This window comes from Methanobacterium formicicum (genome assembly GCF_029848115.1).
Taxonomy (GTDB): domain Archaea; phylum Methanobacteriota; class Methanobacteria; order Methanobacteriales; family Methanobacteriaceae; genus Methanobacterium; species Methanobacterium formicicum.
Genome location: NZ_JARVXG010000058.1, coordinates 1 through 14,338, shown reverse-complemented (window position 1 = coordinate 14,338; position 14,338 = coordinate 1). Strand labels below are relative to the sequence as shown.

Here is a 14,338-nt window from a genome sequence, read left to right as displayed (position 1 = left end):
ACCTATAACCCATATCTTTTTGAAAAGTCACGGATAGTTCCAATTTTTATCCGTTTGCCTTTTTTATGGGTATCAATACGTATCTTTTCCACTTCTTTCTGGTACTCCGGGGAGATCGAAGGTTCTTCGGAGCGTTTATTTTTCTTTAAAGAGGACGATTTTTTCTTTAAATCTCCTATATCTGATGACATTTCTTAGTCTCCACATGTTTTTATGTTAATCATTCCATAAACACTTAATTTAATTCATAATTATAATATTATTAGTATTAATATAAAGATTGTGGTGTATCATCATAAATCATTAAGAGAGGAATGACTGCCGGTAGTCTGTTAGATTGGTATATATATTATATTTGGATGAAATCCAGAGTTTTTCTAAATTTCAACAGTTGGCATGAGGTAAGTTCCAACAGCACAAGATAGTCCTTCCAATAGGTTAATATTATTTTCTGGGGCTTGTTCCTTAAGCTCTATTTGAGAAAATATATCAATAAATAAAAAAAATAAAAAAAAGGATGGATTTAATTCCTTTTTGTTTGGATTAAACCACCTAAAACCATTAACACGGCCAGGACCATCCAATTAATTGGTAGTCCGGTTTCTTGCATTTTTATGGTTTTACTGGCGGCATTTACAGTGTTTACTGGGTCGTTGCTGTTGTTGCTGGCAGGATCATTCTGGGGAGAGTAAGGACTCTTAATGGCCAGAAGACTGTAAATCTGTCCTGACAGGCCATCAGTAACAATACCTACATACAGTGCTCCGCTAGCTCCGATTACAGGGGCGGTCGTTGTTTGAACTGGTAATGACCATTTAAGGGTTCTATCACTGTTCAATGCGTATAAAGTGTCGGGTACTGCTCCTTCACCGAAGTAAATGGTTCCGTCGTTGCCAATAACCGGGTTGAAGTTCAAGGGATAGTCCGTGGTGTAATTCCATTTAATAGAACCATCAGATCCGATTGCGTAAAGGATTCCAGTTATACTGTTTCCGTTTTCGTACCATCCTGTAAGATATAGGGTTCCATCACTGGCCAGGGCTAATCCTCTTATCAGAGTATGGGGGAGGATTGTGTTCCATTTTTCGCTTCCGTCGGGGTTAAAGACATAAACCACATTGGTATGGTCCACATAGTTGTAGTAATATGGTGTGATGATTATACTTCCGTCTTTAGCTACCACTGGTGATATTCGGAGATTGGTGTAATAAGATGGGTTGGCGTTGATGATTTTTTGCCATTTTACAGTACCATCCGGATTTATTGCATATAACCGGCTAGTAAAGGATCCCCAGGTGGCAACTTCACCGGTAAAGTAGATGGTTCCATCCGTACCAATTGCTGGAGATCCATGTGACCAACTCATACCATAATCTGGCTCAGTGATGGTGTAATTCCATTTAGAGGTACCATTGGGATTAATGGCATAAAGTATACCATATTGCCTGGAACCCATTGGACTCTCTCCCTGGTAAAACCCGGAAGTGTATATGGTCCCATCGTTTCCGATAGCTGGAGAATTCGAACCGGACCAACAATCAGTGATGTAATTCCACTTAAATGTTCCATCAGAATTTAAAGCCAGCAAGAAACCTCCACTTTCAGCGTATCCTGGAATGTATATGGTTCCATCTGACCCTATGGCCGGTGTTCCGGTAAAACCTGAGTTACTATTTGCACCATTGTTAATTGTGTAATTCCATTTTAAGGTTCCATCAGAGTTTATAGCTTTTAAATCGCAATAATAATGAGTATTTGTTCTAATAGTAACTGGTAAGTAAATGGTTCCATCCGGGCCAATTGCTGGAGCTATGGTAATGCTTTCACTGGAGTTCAGGGTGTAATTCCACGGGGTTTGGTTGGTTTGTGGGCCAGTATAGGGGGACTGTCCGGTGTTCTGGTTGTCACCCTGATATTTAGGGGACTCGGAACTTGCTAGACTATCATCAGCCATTACCGGGGAAATGGATAATACTGCCAAAAGCCCGGCAATAACCAGTAATAATTTTAGGGATATTTTCGTTTTTTCCAAGTCTTTTTCACCTCCTTTATGCTGTATTCCCTTTCAAAAATTTTAGTTTGGTATTAAACAATATTGATACCAATTGATAGTTTTGTAAAGTAACATATATATATCTACTTAAAAGAAACAAACATTTATGATTTTAATATAATTTATTTAAAAAGTATGTGATAGCTTTCAGCCTTAAATAAACAGGTTAATTTTAATTTTAAATATATAATTCATAGAACATTTTTTGAGTAATAGGGAGAATGGACTTTAATTAAACCTAAAGTTAATTGGAAGTGTATCTGTCTTTAGTATTTTTCATAAAATAGCTTCTTCAAAATATTCGGGAATGAAATATAAACATTTGCGCCATTTTTCCATTAGAACACCGTAAATATCCTGGTCCAGAATATAGGTGTTGCAGTAATCAGCTTCGTTTCTCATCCCCCGACCATAAGCCTGGACTAAACTGGCCACAGTCTTGTAGGCATACCAATAGCCATCCCTCTTCATCCGGGTCATGATCTGTTTATCACCCAGATAGGGGAATGGTATCTTGTAGATTACCTGGAAACGGCAAAGATCATCGGGAAAGTCAACACCTTCATCCACACTGGGAGCTACCAGTACCAGAGGTTCTTCAGATTTCACAAATTCTCTGATGACCTGTTCCCGTTTAGGACCCCTCCTGGACTTACCATCGGGGCTGTAAATGATTATTCTAGGATCCTGCAGATGCTGGCTAATGTAAGTTGCTAACTTATGACTATGGGTATGTATCAATCCCTTTTCTGACTGGTGCTTTTCCAGTATCCTTTTAAGGGCAGGAATGGATCGGGGTTTGGTTTCTTCAATAAATTTATTGGACATTCTACCTGCTGTTTTAAGATAAATAGGTCTATTTTCTATTTTAAACGGGCTTTTAACCTGGATATATAAGGCATCTTCGGGATTGATTCCGTGCCATTTACAGAAGTGATCCTTACTGAGGATGGTGGCACTCATTAAAAGACAGTAATCAGTATGACTCAGGAGGTACCTTTGAACAAACCGGCTCACCTCTACTGGTTTAAAGGTAACTGTCCGCACCTTCCGGTTGGCTTCAATCACCCATTCCGTGGGATGATCCTCCAGCTCACTTTCCACCAGAGATAACCGATTAATGACCCGATGGACAGATTTACGCTTTTTCAGGGGAACATCTGGAATTTTAAGTATGGATTTATAGGCATCATTAAACTTAACAATATGTTCTTTCCAGAAATCAACATCTTCCGTGAAATCCTCCTTGGATATGTAGGGGATACTATGTAACTCATCGATTTCTATCAATCTTTCCAGGTATTCATCAAAATCCTTTTTCAAATTTTTATTGGAAAGTTCCAGGCTTAACTGATCCATGACCTGATTTTCCATGTTATGTACCTCGTCAAAAACCGCCAGCACCCTTTCTCCAAAGTGTTCCATATAATTCATTTCTGGAAAAAAGGAGGAATAGTTCATTAACGTGATGGGGGACTGTACTGATTTGCCCTTCTGCAGCCAGTAATGGCAGGGATCCTCACTGTTAAAGTACCAGGGTTGGCCCCACATGTCGTTGAAGCAGATTAGTTCTCCTTTACGGCTGATACCATGATCACACAGTAAATCTGCTGTCTGGCAGAGTCCATTATCACAGGTGATGTCCTTGAAAACCATGCCCTCAATGCAATCAAAGTTGTTCCTACCCTTTAAAACCTGGAATTTGAAGTCATTATGGTACTGGTCCTGTAATTGTTTGGTTATGGTCACCAGATAGGCTGAAGAGAAATAATTGGCTAAAGTAACGGCAATAGCAGATTTACCTATACCCGTACCGGCATCCAGCAGGAGGTAATGGTAACCCTGGTCTAATCCCTGGGCTATTTTTTTCAGAATGGTTCTCTGCTGGGGGCGGGGAGTCATCCCCGATGGGAAATTTTTTAATAGTTCAGAGTAGGTGTCCACATTATCTTTAACAAAAACACCCCTTCGACCACAATCTGGCAGAGTATTAACCCTTTTTTAAGTGTTTCCTTGCATTCTGGGCATTTGAGTGACATTTTACTCCCATGGTGATTGATTCTATTATTATGGTTAAGGGATGAAGTTATTTAATAAAATTACATTTTTCGAGATAATTCTGAGATTTTTTTGGGAGAAATATCCTTATTTTCTTACATTGCTACAGTTAAAAACTTTATATCAATAATAAAAGTTTTAAATCGTTGTAATTTTGATCCCTTAATTCTTTTACCAGTTCTTGAGCTACCCTCACTCCCAAGGAACTTAGACCATAATTATTTGGCCTGTAAGACATTTAGTTCGTAATAAACCCAGTGTCCTGTCAATCTTTTTCCCGTATTTATTGGGAAGTCTCTTTTAATGGTTTCTTTTCGTATATTTTTATGTTGAGATATATTAAGAGAACCTAATAAACGTAAAACTCGTTTTTCATATTCATCTAGTTCCTTTATAATTAGGGAAACCTCATCATCTTCATACATATGAATAAATATAGTATTAAATTAATATATAATACTTCATAAATTGTCATTTATTACCATTACTGGTAAAAAATGTAAAATTATATATGGTTATGATCACATAGAAAATAATACATATAATGCTTTTTAGGAGGGTAAATTAATGGCAAACGTGTTAAGAGAGGTTTTTGGAAACACCAAAAGGATCAGTATTTTGGAGGAAATGGTTGAAAATTGGGGGGAATTTTTAACTATTGAAGAAATAGCCCGGATAGCTGAAACATCTCCTAAAACTGCTTATAGGCATGTAAATGAATTGAATAAGATAGGAATACTGGATTTTGCCGATGGAAAACCTAAAAAATTCAAACTTAAAGAAGATGATAAAAGAGCCCTGGCCCTGACTATTCTTGAAAGTGAGGAGTATCTACGAAAAACAGAGAATACATTGAATAACATCAAAAATGAAGAAAAAATTACCAATAAACGTCGTTCTTTCATTGAATTTAATAATTCTAACCCTGATGAACTTAAAATGATTGGAGAAAATTCTTCTTTTTCCAGGTAGAGGTTGAATCAAATGAAACAGAAAAAAAATGTAATGGAAAAAAATGACATTCCACTAATTGTTCCCTCGGATATTCCCCGAATATATGCAACTGGAGTCCTTGGGGGTTTCAATGCCTGTGACTTCCGGTTGTTATTATTTTCTGACGAGCCACTGGAACAGGATGAAATACTCCTTCCCCCGGACCTGAATGTAATGCGAGAAGTACAGGCCGAAGTTATATTATCTCCCTTATCCGCCAAAAAAACAGCTAAATGGTTAATGAAATATGTTGAAGAATTTGAAAAGAAAATAGGACCTATACCAGAACCATCACTACCTGATGAAAAAGACTCAACTGATTAATTTATTATTTTGATGGGAGATTTTTGTTTTATAAACTTTATCATGATGATATTTCAAAAAGAGAATGTAATGTTCAAGTTCATTAATTTCAAAACGTTGTAACTGTGTCAGTTGCCCCATGAAAAAGAAACAAGTCTTCTTATGAGGAGAGCATGGAAACGCCACCAATTTTTACCTTCAAAATCATTGTCCAAGGATATTATTTCATGGATCTTTTCATGATTTCTGGTTGAATCGGTTTAAAAACAATAATATTTACTCCTTTTAACTACATTCGACAACTGAAACTACCCATTTGACTACTTTAAGATGGAAAAGGGTGGATCGGCTCTTCTCTATAATTACCTATCCATTAAGCTCTGCAATGGGTAAAAGTTTACGCCTTCAAGTATTCTTTTAGCTGTTTAACAAAGTTATCTGCACGATAAAAAGCCTTTTTTGCAGTTTCCTTATTTATTTCTGATCTGAATCCATAATCAGCAGATGAACGATCGTCAAATGCTCTATTGAAGTCACGCCCTAATTCTGGTTTAAATATTCCCGTTTTAATAAAATGAATACCAAACTGGGAAACAACCCCACTATGAGATGAAAATTTTAAATTTTTCGTTAGTAAAACCGCTTCTGCGGCGTAAAACATAGCATAATAAGATCTAGAAACAGCAATGTCATGATAACCATTATCAATAAGTAATTGGATAGATTCCAGGTTATCATCGGCTCTTTCAAGTAGTAATTCAATTTTACCCTTCAAACTTTGACACCATCCTTCTGGATATAATAATGAAGGGGCCATTCTGTATCTTTAAGATCCTCTTGAGATATTGGATAAAATGAGATAAGTTCTCCATATTTCAGTGCTAAGTGATAGGTCTCTTCATGTAATCGGTCCAATTCCTGAAACTTATCTACACTGCCTTTGAGGACTATGGCAATGTCGATATCAGAATCTGCATTTGCTTCACCCCGGGCAAATGAACCATAAAGGATTATTTCCACCAGCCTATCCCCATAAAGTTCCTTTAAAACCTTTTTAAGGTCAGAGGTAAGTGCTTTAATCTCTCCTTTTGAACGACTATTAACCATTAAATAATCACACCCCCAAACTCTATAGTAATCCTTTTGTTACTGATTATAAATTAAATTAACTGAATTCTGTATCTTAATATACTAACTATTCTAGCGAATTAAAAAAAATTAAGTTTAACGTATTGAAATAAAATCTAATGTGGATCTCACCACCATATAAACTCCCTCTAATAGCTATTGATTTTAAAAAATAACCCTCATAATACTAAAATAAATCAGTAATATTAACTCCTTTTAACTACATTCGACAACTTAAACGACTACCCATTTGACTACTTTAAGATGTAATAAGTGGACCTGCTCCCACCCTTCTTCTCTATAATTCCCTTATCCATTAAGTTCCGTAAATCTTTATAAGCTCCCTGGCGAGAGATATTTAAGAGCTTCTGAACCTCGGAGTTAGTGATGCTGCCGTTTAAGTGTACATATTCTAAGATTTTCAACATTTTCTCGGTTAATTTTATCTTCACTGGTGCACCTGCGGGAAATAACAGTATCCTATTCTTAATTTCGTCAATCGAAGTTAAGAATCCTTCCAGGAAATATAAGAGCCAATCTGTTAGGTCCTGAGTCTGGGGATCAACCGAGTTCAGGGCATGGTAGTATGCCTGTCGGTTGTTGTTGTAGTATTCATCCAGGGTAAAGTCAACATCAAATCCCCTCAGGTACAGGTAAATCGCTGCAAGTGCCCTGCCTGTTCTTCCATTACCATCTACGAAGGGATGTATTCTCACAAATTCATAATGGATTATACCTGCAGAAATAACTGCATTTAATTCACCAGATGTGTTATTGATCCATTCCAGGAGGTCCTGGATTTGGCCCGGCACCAGATTGGCATTGGGGGGAGTAAAAACAATATCACCTTCCTGGTTTACAACATAAACTGGTTCGCTCCTGTACTGGCCTTCAAGATAAGTATATTCCAGTGTGTAATGAGTTATATTTTCATGAAGCTTTAAAACGTTCTTCTCTGTAATTTTCCCGTCTTCAATATAACTATCCATATATTTAAGCACGTTTAGATAGTTTAGAACTTCCTGCGTAGCCCTCTTCTGTCCCTGTATTTTGATTCCCTTAGCCAGTTTATCCACCTGATTTAAGGATAAGGGATTACCTTCTATTGCAGTGGAGTGATGTGCAGATTTGAGAAGCGCTTCTCTTTTTAGTGATACTTCCATTTCCAGTACAACCGGTGCGTTGACAATAAAATCCCTTATGGAATTAATTTCAAGCAGTTTATTTACTAATTCATGGTTATAATTGAAACATGGATTGAACATTTTTTCAAATCCTGGAAATCTTGTTTAATCTAAACTATTTTATTATCTAAACCAATTCGACTACTTTATGACTACTATTTGTAGGTTATATAATAAATATTTGACTACTTTTTGACTACCAATAAATTTTGGTGGTCAGTTTCAGATTGGTAATAAAAATGCTTGGGGTTTGTAAAAAAAATCATTTAGAATATCTGTAATTTTTATTGTCAATGTTACCTGGTGGTCGTAATCAACAACCACTATTGTCCTGTCCTTTTTATCTACCAAGAATATCAGATTATGTGCTGAAGAAAAAAAGAATTAGTTAAGAAATATCCGGTTAATTTAGAAGGTAAATAGAGTAGTTCAGGTAGGTAGCTATAGTCACCCATACAATGTAGGGTAAAAGAATCAGGCCAGCCCACTTGGAAATCCGGTAGAATAGAATTATGTTAACTAGTATGGCTAGCCACATCAGTATTATGATTACCAGGCCGCCCAGGATAGAATGGAGTCCGAAGAATACCAGGGACCATAACAGGTTCAGTCCCAGCTGAACTGCAAAGACCACTAGGGCAATTTTAGCCTCTTTAGTTTCCAGGCCTTTCCTCCACACCATGAAGAGGGACGTGCCCATCAGGATATAAAGAATAGTCCAGACCACTCCAAAAAGCCAGTTTGGTGGTGCCCAGGTTGGTTTAATAACGTTGACATACCAGAGGGGAATTTGAGGATAGGTGGCTGCACTACCAATACCACCGACAATTAAAACAATAATTAAGGCTATAACCAGTCTCGGGATTTCGCTTAGTTTAAAACCTTCCATTTTTTTATACCTCCCTTATACCTCCCTAGTTATTAATTGTTTTTTTAAATATTAAATAGTGGTGTTGATATTTATTGAGTTATTCAGCTTCTCTTCGGTAGATAAATCCCCCCTAATATCAATAGGAAACCAATTATAACTGGTGCAACTGGTAATCCATTATTTTGAAGTGGAATGGTAACTGCATTAACCAATCTTTCATTTTGAGTTATGTGAACAACTTAATACGCTGTACTTAGGAAAAACAGGGAGGTTGTCCAAAATACACTGTTTTTGAAGAGCTATCAGAGTACAATTTTAATGCGGATGAAACCGATGCAATATTGAGAATATTGAAAAGTAAAAGTATTGTCTGTGAACCTCAAAAGGACGTTTAAAATTAGGTTAACCATTATAAGGATGAATAATCTATAGATTATCAAATAGTAGCTAGATTATGTACCTGAAGGAAAAATAAAAAATGCAACTCTGGATGAATTTTATCAGAATTTAGTAAAGGTAAATGAAAATAAAAGAGATTAAAATTAAGAATGAACCCTGAAAATTGGATTTTATGGTTATGAAACGTTTAATATATTATTAAAAGTGGAATATTATTGATTACCATCTAAAAATTAGGAGATGAGGATATGACCTACGTGGATGATGTATTAAAAGAGCTTGAGAGAAAAAATCCATATGAACCAGAGTTCATTCAGACTGCAACTGAGATTTTAAGATGTCTTAATGTGGTGTTTGAAAGGCATCCTGAATTTCAGGAAGCAAAGATTTTAGAACGATTTTTAGAACCGGAAAGAGTGGTTATGTTCCGGGTACCGTGGGTTGATGATAATGGTGAAGTACAGGTGAATCGAGGTTTTCGTGTTCAGTTCAACAGTGCACTTGGCCCCTATAAGGGAGGGCTTCGTTTTCATGAGACGGTTAATTTATCGGTTCTTAAATTATTAGCATTAGAACAGATTTTAAAAAACAGTCTAACCGGTATGTCAATTGGCGGTGCAAAGGGTGGGAGTGATTTCAATCCAAAAGGCAGATCCGATGCTGAGGTTATGAGATTCTGCCAGAGTTTCATGACTGAACTTAAAAATTATATAGGGCCGGATATTGATGTCCCTGCGGGGGATATTGGTGTGGGTTTAAGAGAAGTAGGGTATATGTTTGGGCAGTATAATAGAATTGTAAACAGGCACAATTGTGTATTAACCGGGAGTGGAATAGAGTATGGTGGATCTCTGGTAAGAAGAGAAGCCACAGGTTATGGACTTATTTATATATTGGAAGAAGCTTTAAGAGCAAGGGGAGAAGTTTTGGAAGGTAAAAAGATAATAATTTCTGGTTCAGGGAATGTGGCCATATATGCAGCGGAAAAGGCCATACAACTTGGAGCAACAGTTATTGCCATGTCTGACTCTAAAGGTTACATTTATGACGAAAATGGGATATCTATTCCATTTGTAAAACATATCAAAGAAGAAGAAAGAAAATGTATCCATGAATACTTAAATGATTTTCCGGATACCATTTATAAAGAAGGAAGTGAAGGTCTTTGGAGTATAAAATGTGATATAGCTCTTCCCTGTGCTACTCAAAATGAGTTAGATGAAGAATCAGCTAGAAAACTTATAGATAATGGAGTTAAGTATGTTGCAGAAGGAGCAAATAAGCCATCAACTCCCGGAGCTACTAAATTATTCTTAAAATCTGGATTAATGTTCTTACCAGGAAAAGCAGCTAATGCTGGAGGAGTTACCACCAGTGTACTGGAAATGGCACAAAGAAGCTCAAATATGCACTGGTCATTTGATGAGGTTGATTTACGATTAAAACGAAACATGGTTAACATATATAGAAATATTGATAAAATGGCTAAAGAATATGGATTCGAAGGCAACTATGTAGTTGGAGCTAATATTGCGGGATTCCTTAAAGTTGCAAAGGCAATGATGGCTCAGGGTATTGTCTAAGAACTATATATTCAGTTAAGAGTAAATCTATTTTTTATCTACGTTTTTTACTTTTTTGAAACGCTTTAAATAATTCATTTTTCGTATAAATGTCCTTGCGGTGTCCAAAAAGAAGTATTATCACCGATTTTTCATCTTCATGGATATCAAAAATAATTCTGTATTTATCTCCTACAGGGGCTTTTCTTGCATCGTGCAAATCACCTTTAAGAACCTCATAATGATAAGGATTTTTAATAATTAAGTCAAATTTCTTCAAAATACGTTTAGTAAGTTCCGGATCTTTTTTCTTGAGTTTTCTAAGCCTATGTTTGCTTCATCCGAAACATCTAGAAAAAAAGTCATTTACAATCCAAGTTCAGTGGCAAGTTCTTTAGAGTTTTTATATCTGCTAAATTTACCTTTTTTTACCTCTTCCCTTACCCTGTTTAAGTCTGCTTTGAATTTTTCAGATAGTTCTGATTCTTTAGAACTAGTAATGCTTGAAAATTCCTTTTTTTTATCCACTTTAACCACTTTATGCATTTATATATCTCCACAAAAGAGCAACTTAAACATTTAACTCTTCTATTCCATTTAATATAAAAATCTGTTGATTAAAATTTACAGATTCAATACAGTCTAATTCATCTAATAAAATCATTCAGTTTACGTTATTAATATTGCCAATTCATAATAGTATTAACTTATATTTAAAAGTTATGATATAATAAAAAATATATATGCTTATGATCACCTTGAAAATAATATGGAATATGCTTAGGGGAAGATAAATTAATTTTTTACCTTTTTTATTTCTAAAAATTAACATACTCAAATTAACGAGCAAAGGTAAGCTCTACACAATAAGGTTCTAATTCCATAGCTGCTCTTCCCAATAAATTCATATATTTTTCTTTTTTTCCATTTAAGATATATTCAGGGACAGTTTTAGGAAGTAAAACCTTATATTTTTGAGGTGTCTGAAGGACTTTAAAGTCTGGGCAGTTGAATGCAACCAGCGATGTTATCCAGGTTTTTTTGGTGGAAATATCTCTTTGATTTAAAAAATCAATAAGATTTAGTGTATTTCGTCTAACTTGAGTTCCAGGATTCTTTTTAATTTCCATATATTGGCCATTTTTATAGTAAAGCCATTGGTTGCCCTTGATACGATAACGTCCACTGTAGTTTTTGGTTTCTATGACGTATATGCCAGTAGGACCAATTACAACATGATCAATGTTACCTCCTTTTCCAGGTAAGTTCACATCGTTAAATACAAAGTAATCCTTGGGAAGGGTGTTTAAATAATTAGAAACCAGGTTTTCACCTTCCATTCCCTTCTGCCAACTATACCCTTTTTGTTTACCCTCTTCAATTATGGAATTCCCATAGACAGCCAGGAAGCCTCCTATAAATACCAAAGCCAATAATAAATAGTTGAAAAATAGACCGGTGCCCAATCCTATGATAAAGATACCAATTCCTGCATAAATAAAAATATTGCCTTGTTCTCGTGCGGTTTTATATTGTGAAGCTTTTTTCTCGGTGTAGGTTGAACCATTTGCCATAGACTCCCTGACAGGTTCAAGAGCTTCTTCTTCATATCGATAATCTACATCAGTAACTGGTTCATCAACTATATCTGTTTGAGTGTATGAATCCTCTAAATTCTCAAAGTAGACAAGTTCCCTCCCACATTCACAGTGGGTTAATTCCATATCTGCTGCATCCTCTAAGCTCTCGACTTCATAGTACTGGTTGCATTCAAAACAAACTAAATATGACATTTTCCCACATCTTTATTACTTTTAGGAGACAATAATCATATTATAAATGAATATTTTTATTAGGGAGCAACTTATTAATAAAATTTAAGATTCATATTATCTTCGAGGGGATTTAATTGGGAGAAAATGATGAAATTTCTAAAGCTCCTGCTTCAATATTAGACCAGATTCTTGATGAAACATTCCAAAAACTGGAAAATATAGAAGATTTTGATTCTGAATTAATATCAGAGCTGAAAAAGGTTAAACTACCTGGTAACACTTCAACAGAACAAAAATTAATTTCTATTTTACGAGGTGAATCCCCATGAGGATACAGGAACTGGAGATCTGTAACTTCCGGGGGATAAAAGAATTAAAAATTGAACCCAATGGTAAAAACTTCCTAATTTCTGGTCCCAATGGTTCGGGTAAAAGTGACACCCGGATGCAGTGGACTTATCTATACTGGTGATATCTCCAGGATGAAAGGACCCGAACTAAAGACATCAAATTTAAGTCGATATTCTTATAGTAAAAAGAGGCAAACGCTTAAATTTTTAAAAATAACTATCTACTATTAAAGTAATATCATTAAATCATTCATTAAGGTGAATTAAGGTTAATATATTTGATTCCAATAGCAGGAGTAATTCCATGTTTTATGAAGAATCAGAACATATAGAACTTAAAAAATCCATAAATAGACTGCCTGATGCTTTGAAGTCCATCTGTGCTTTTTGTAATCATAGAGGCGGTTCTGTATTTTTTGGTGTTACCTCCAGTGGGGAGATTAAAGGCGTTGATGTTTCTGATAAAGTTCTCTTAAAAATATCTCAGCAGATAAACCGGATACGACCAGAAATAACCCCCGAAATTCGAGAGATTAATGAAGATGGCAAATCACTTATTGAAGTAAAAGTTCTAGAAGGCAATAATAAACCCTATTTCTTGAATGGAATTGCCTATATTAGAGTAGGAACTGAAGATAAACTGATTCCTCCTGATGAACTTAAAAGGATAATTATAGAAGAAAATAGAGAAAATTGGGATGAAGAAATAAAAACAACAGCGAATTTTGATGAAATTGATAAAGATACCCTTGATGAGTTTCTAATTAGAGCTCGAGAAAGCAGGAACTTTGATATTGATGTTAAAGTCACTGTGGAGGATGCGCTGGAAAGACTCGCTTTGAGTAAAAATGGTTTATTAACCAATGCAGCAGTACTTCTTTTTACTCGTGACCCTCAGAAATTCTTTCCACAAGCCCAGGTTAGATGTGCTAAATTTAAGGGGAATGATATCACTCAACCATTTATTGATATGGCAGTTATTGATGGCAATATATGGGAACAGATTGCTGAAACAGAAAAATTCATTTTATCAAATATTAAACGGGCTGCCTGGTTTGAAACTGAAAAAATGGAGAGAACTGAACATTTCGAATATCCATTTGAAGCTATTAGGGAAGCCATTATCAATGCTATCTGTCACCGGGACTACAGGTCATCAGGAAATGTCCAGATTAGAATATTTGACAATTCCATGGAAATATGGAATCCCGGAAAACTTCCAGAAGGAATGACCATTGATTTATTGAAAGGAAATCATACTTCGAAGCCCAGGAATAAATTAATTGCTCAATCACTTTTTTTAACAAAATATATAGAACAATGGGGTTCTGGAACCAACAAGATGATTGAAGCATGTGTAAATGAGGGGTTACCAGAACCAGATTTTAATGAAGTGGGTGATGATTTTAGAGTTATTTTAACCCGTTCTAGAGTTAATGAGATCCTTGAAAATCCTGATCTGATTAACAACAGGCAGTGGAAAGCTATTGATTATTTGAAATCTAATGATATTATAACATCAATCGAATATGCGGAATTATTTAATTGTTCGCATCGAACTGCTAGGATGGATTTAAAAGGGCTCGTTGATCTAGGGATTTTTGAAAAAAAGGGAAAGGGGAATCAAATTCATTATATTCTTATCAGATCTTACCGGCAATT

The 14,338-nt window shown here is 35.6% G+C and carries 15 protein-coding genes and 1 pseudogene; 6 read left to right on the top strand and 10 right to left on the bottom strand.

From position 1 onward, the window contains the following. Nucleotides 1–2: 2 nt before the first annotated feature. From QC759_RS10975 to QC759_RS10965, 3 genes are all read right to left on the bottom strand, one after another. Nucleotides 3–191, bottom strand: a complete 189-nt coding sequence (locus QC759_RS10975; RefSeq protein ID WP_048073265.1) for a hypothetical protein — start codon at nt 189–191, stop codon at nt 3–5. 332 nt (nt 192–523) lie between these two features. Continuing rightward, complete coding sequence (locus tag QC759_RS10970) at nt 524–2,032, bottom strand: PQQ-binding-like beta-propeller repeat protein (protein WP_048073264.1); 1,509 nt, start codon at nt 2,030–2,032, stop codon at nt 524–526. A 297-nt stretch (nt 2,033–2,329) separates the two neighbouring features. After that, nucleotides 2,330–3,997, bottom strand: coding sequence for a helicase C-terminal domain-containing protein (locus QC759_RS10965; RefSeq protein WP_279845799.1), 1,668 nt, complete (start codon nt 3,995–3,997; stop codon nt 2,330–2,332). Between the two features lie 681 nt (nt 3,998–4,678). Between QC759_RS10965 and QC759_RS10960 the strand changes: the two genes are divergently transcribed. After that, a complete protein-coding gene (locus QC759_RS10960; protein WP_048073263.1) occupies nt 4,679–5,083 on the top strand; it encodes a winged helix-turn-helix domain-containing protein in 405 nt (134 codons plus the stop codon). A gap of 12 nt (nt 5,084–5,095) precedes the next feature. Continuing rightward, a complete protein-coding gene (locus QC759_RS10955) occupies nt 5,096–5,428 on the top strand; it encodes a DUF3467 domain-containing protein (protein WP_052399984.1) in 333 nt (110 codons plus the stop codon). Between the two features lie 376 nt (nt 5,429–5,804). On the opposite strand, the gene QC759_RS10950 is transcribed toward QC759_RS10955, so the two are convergent. From QC759_RS10950 to QC759_RS10935, 4 genes are all read right to left on the bottom strand, one after another. Then, nucleotides 5,805–6,182, bottom strand: a complete 378-nt coding sequence (locus QC759_RS10950) for a HEPN domain-containing protein (RefSeq protein ID WP_052399983.1) — start codon at nt 6,180–6,182, stop codon at nt 5,805–5,807. Then, nucleotides 6,179–6,514 carry a nucleotidyltransferase domain-containing protein gene (locus tag QC759_RS10945; RefSeq protein ID WP_048073261.1) on the bottom strand — a complete coding sequence of 112 codons (336 nt, stop codon included), beginning with the start codon at nt 6,512–6,514 and terminating at the stop codon, nt 6,179–6,181. The genes QC759_RS10950 and QC759_RS10945 overlap by 4 nt, the downstream gene beginning before the upstream one ends. Before the next feature lie 275 nt (nt 6,515–6,789). Further along, the gene (locus QC759_RS10940; protein ID WP_048073260.1) at nt 6,790–7,800 is read right to left on the bottom strand and encodes a Fic family protein; all 1,011 of its coding nucleotides are present in this window, start codon (nt 7,798–7,800) and stop codon (nt 6,790–6,792) included. Between the two features lie 322 nt (nt 7,801–8,122). After that, nucleotides 8,123–8,608: a TspO/MBR family protein gene (locus tag QC759_RS10935; RefSeq protein ID WP_048073259.1), complete on the bottom strand. Its 486-nt coding sequence runs from the start codon at nt 8,606–8,608 to the stop codon at nt 8,123–8,125. A gap of 629 nt (nt 8,609–9,237) precedes the next feature. Here QC759_RS10935 and gdhA point away from each other — a divergent pair. Further along, nucleotides 9,238–10,572: an NADP-specific glutamate dehydrogenase gene (gdhA, locus tag QC759_RS10930; protein ID WP_048073258.1), complete on the top strand. Its 1,335-nt coding sequence runs from the start codon at nt 9,238–9,240 to the stop codon at nt 10,570–10,572. A gap of 34 nt (nt 10,573–10,606) precedes the next feature. Here the strand turns inward: gdhA and QC759_RS12270 are convergent. The 3 genes and pseudogenes from QC759_RS12270 to QC759_RS10920 form a co-directional block, all read right to left on the bottom strand. Beyond that, nucleotides 10,607–10,873 (bottom strand): annotated as a pseudogene (locus QC759_RS12270) (type II toxin-antitoxin system RelE family toxin); the annotation flags it as partial. A 44-nt stretch (nt 10,874–10,917) separates the two neighbouring features. Further along, a complete protein-coding gene (locus QC759_RS10925; RefSeq protein WP_048073257.1) occupies nt 10,918–11,097 on the bottom strand; it encodes a hypothetical protein in 180 nt (59 codons plus the stop codon). A gap of 293 nt (nt 11,098–11,390) precedes the next feature. After that, nucleotides 11,391–12,344 carry a nuclease-related domain-containing protein gene (locus QC759_RS10920; protein ID WP_048073256.1) on the bottom strand — a complete coding sequence of 318 codons (954 nt, stop codon included), beginning with the start codon at nt 12,342–12,344 and terminating at the stop codon, nt 11,391–11,393. Between the two features lie 116 nt (nt 12,345–12,460). On the opposite strand from QC759_RS10920, the gene QC759_RS10915 reads away from it, so the two are divergent. The 3 genes from QC759_RS10915 to QC759_RS10905 form a co-directional block, all read left to right on the top strand. After that, entirely contained in the window at nt 12,461–12,655 is a 195-nt protein-coding gene (locus QC759_RS10915; RefSeq protein ID WP_048073255.1) for a hypothetical protein, read from the top strand. After that, entirely contained in the window at nt 12,652–12,798 is a 147-nt protein-coding gene (locus QC759_RS10910) for an AAA family ATPase (protein ID WP_082055719.1), read from the top strand. Before QC759_RS10915 ends, QC759_RS10910 begins: the two co-directional genes overlap by 4 nt. Before the next feature lie 182 nt (nt 12,799–12,980). Beyond that, nucleotides 12,981–14,338: ATP-binding protein (locus QC759_RS10905; RefSeq protein WP_279845793.1), on the top strand; the 1,358-nt coding region annotated here is incomplete at its 3' end.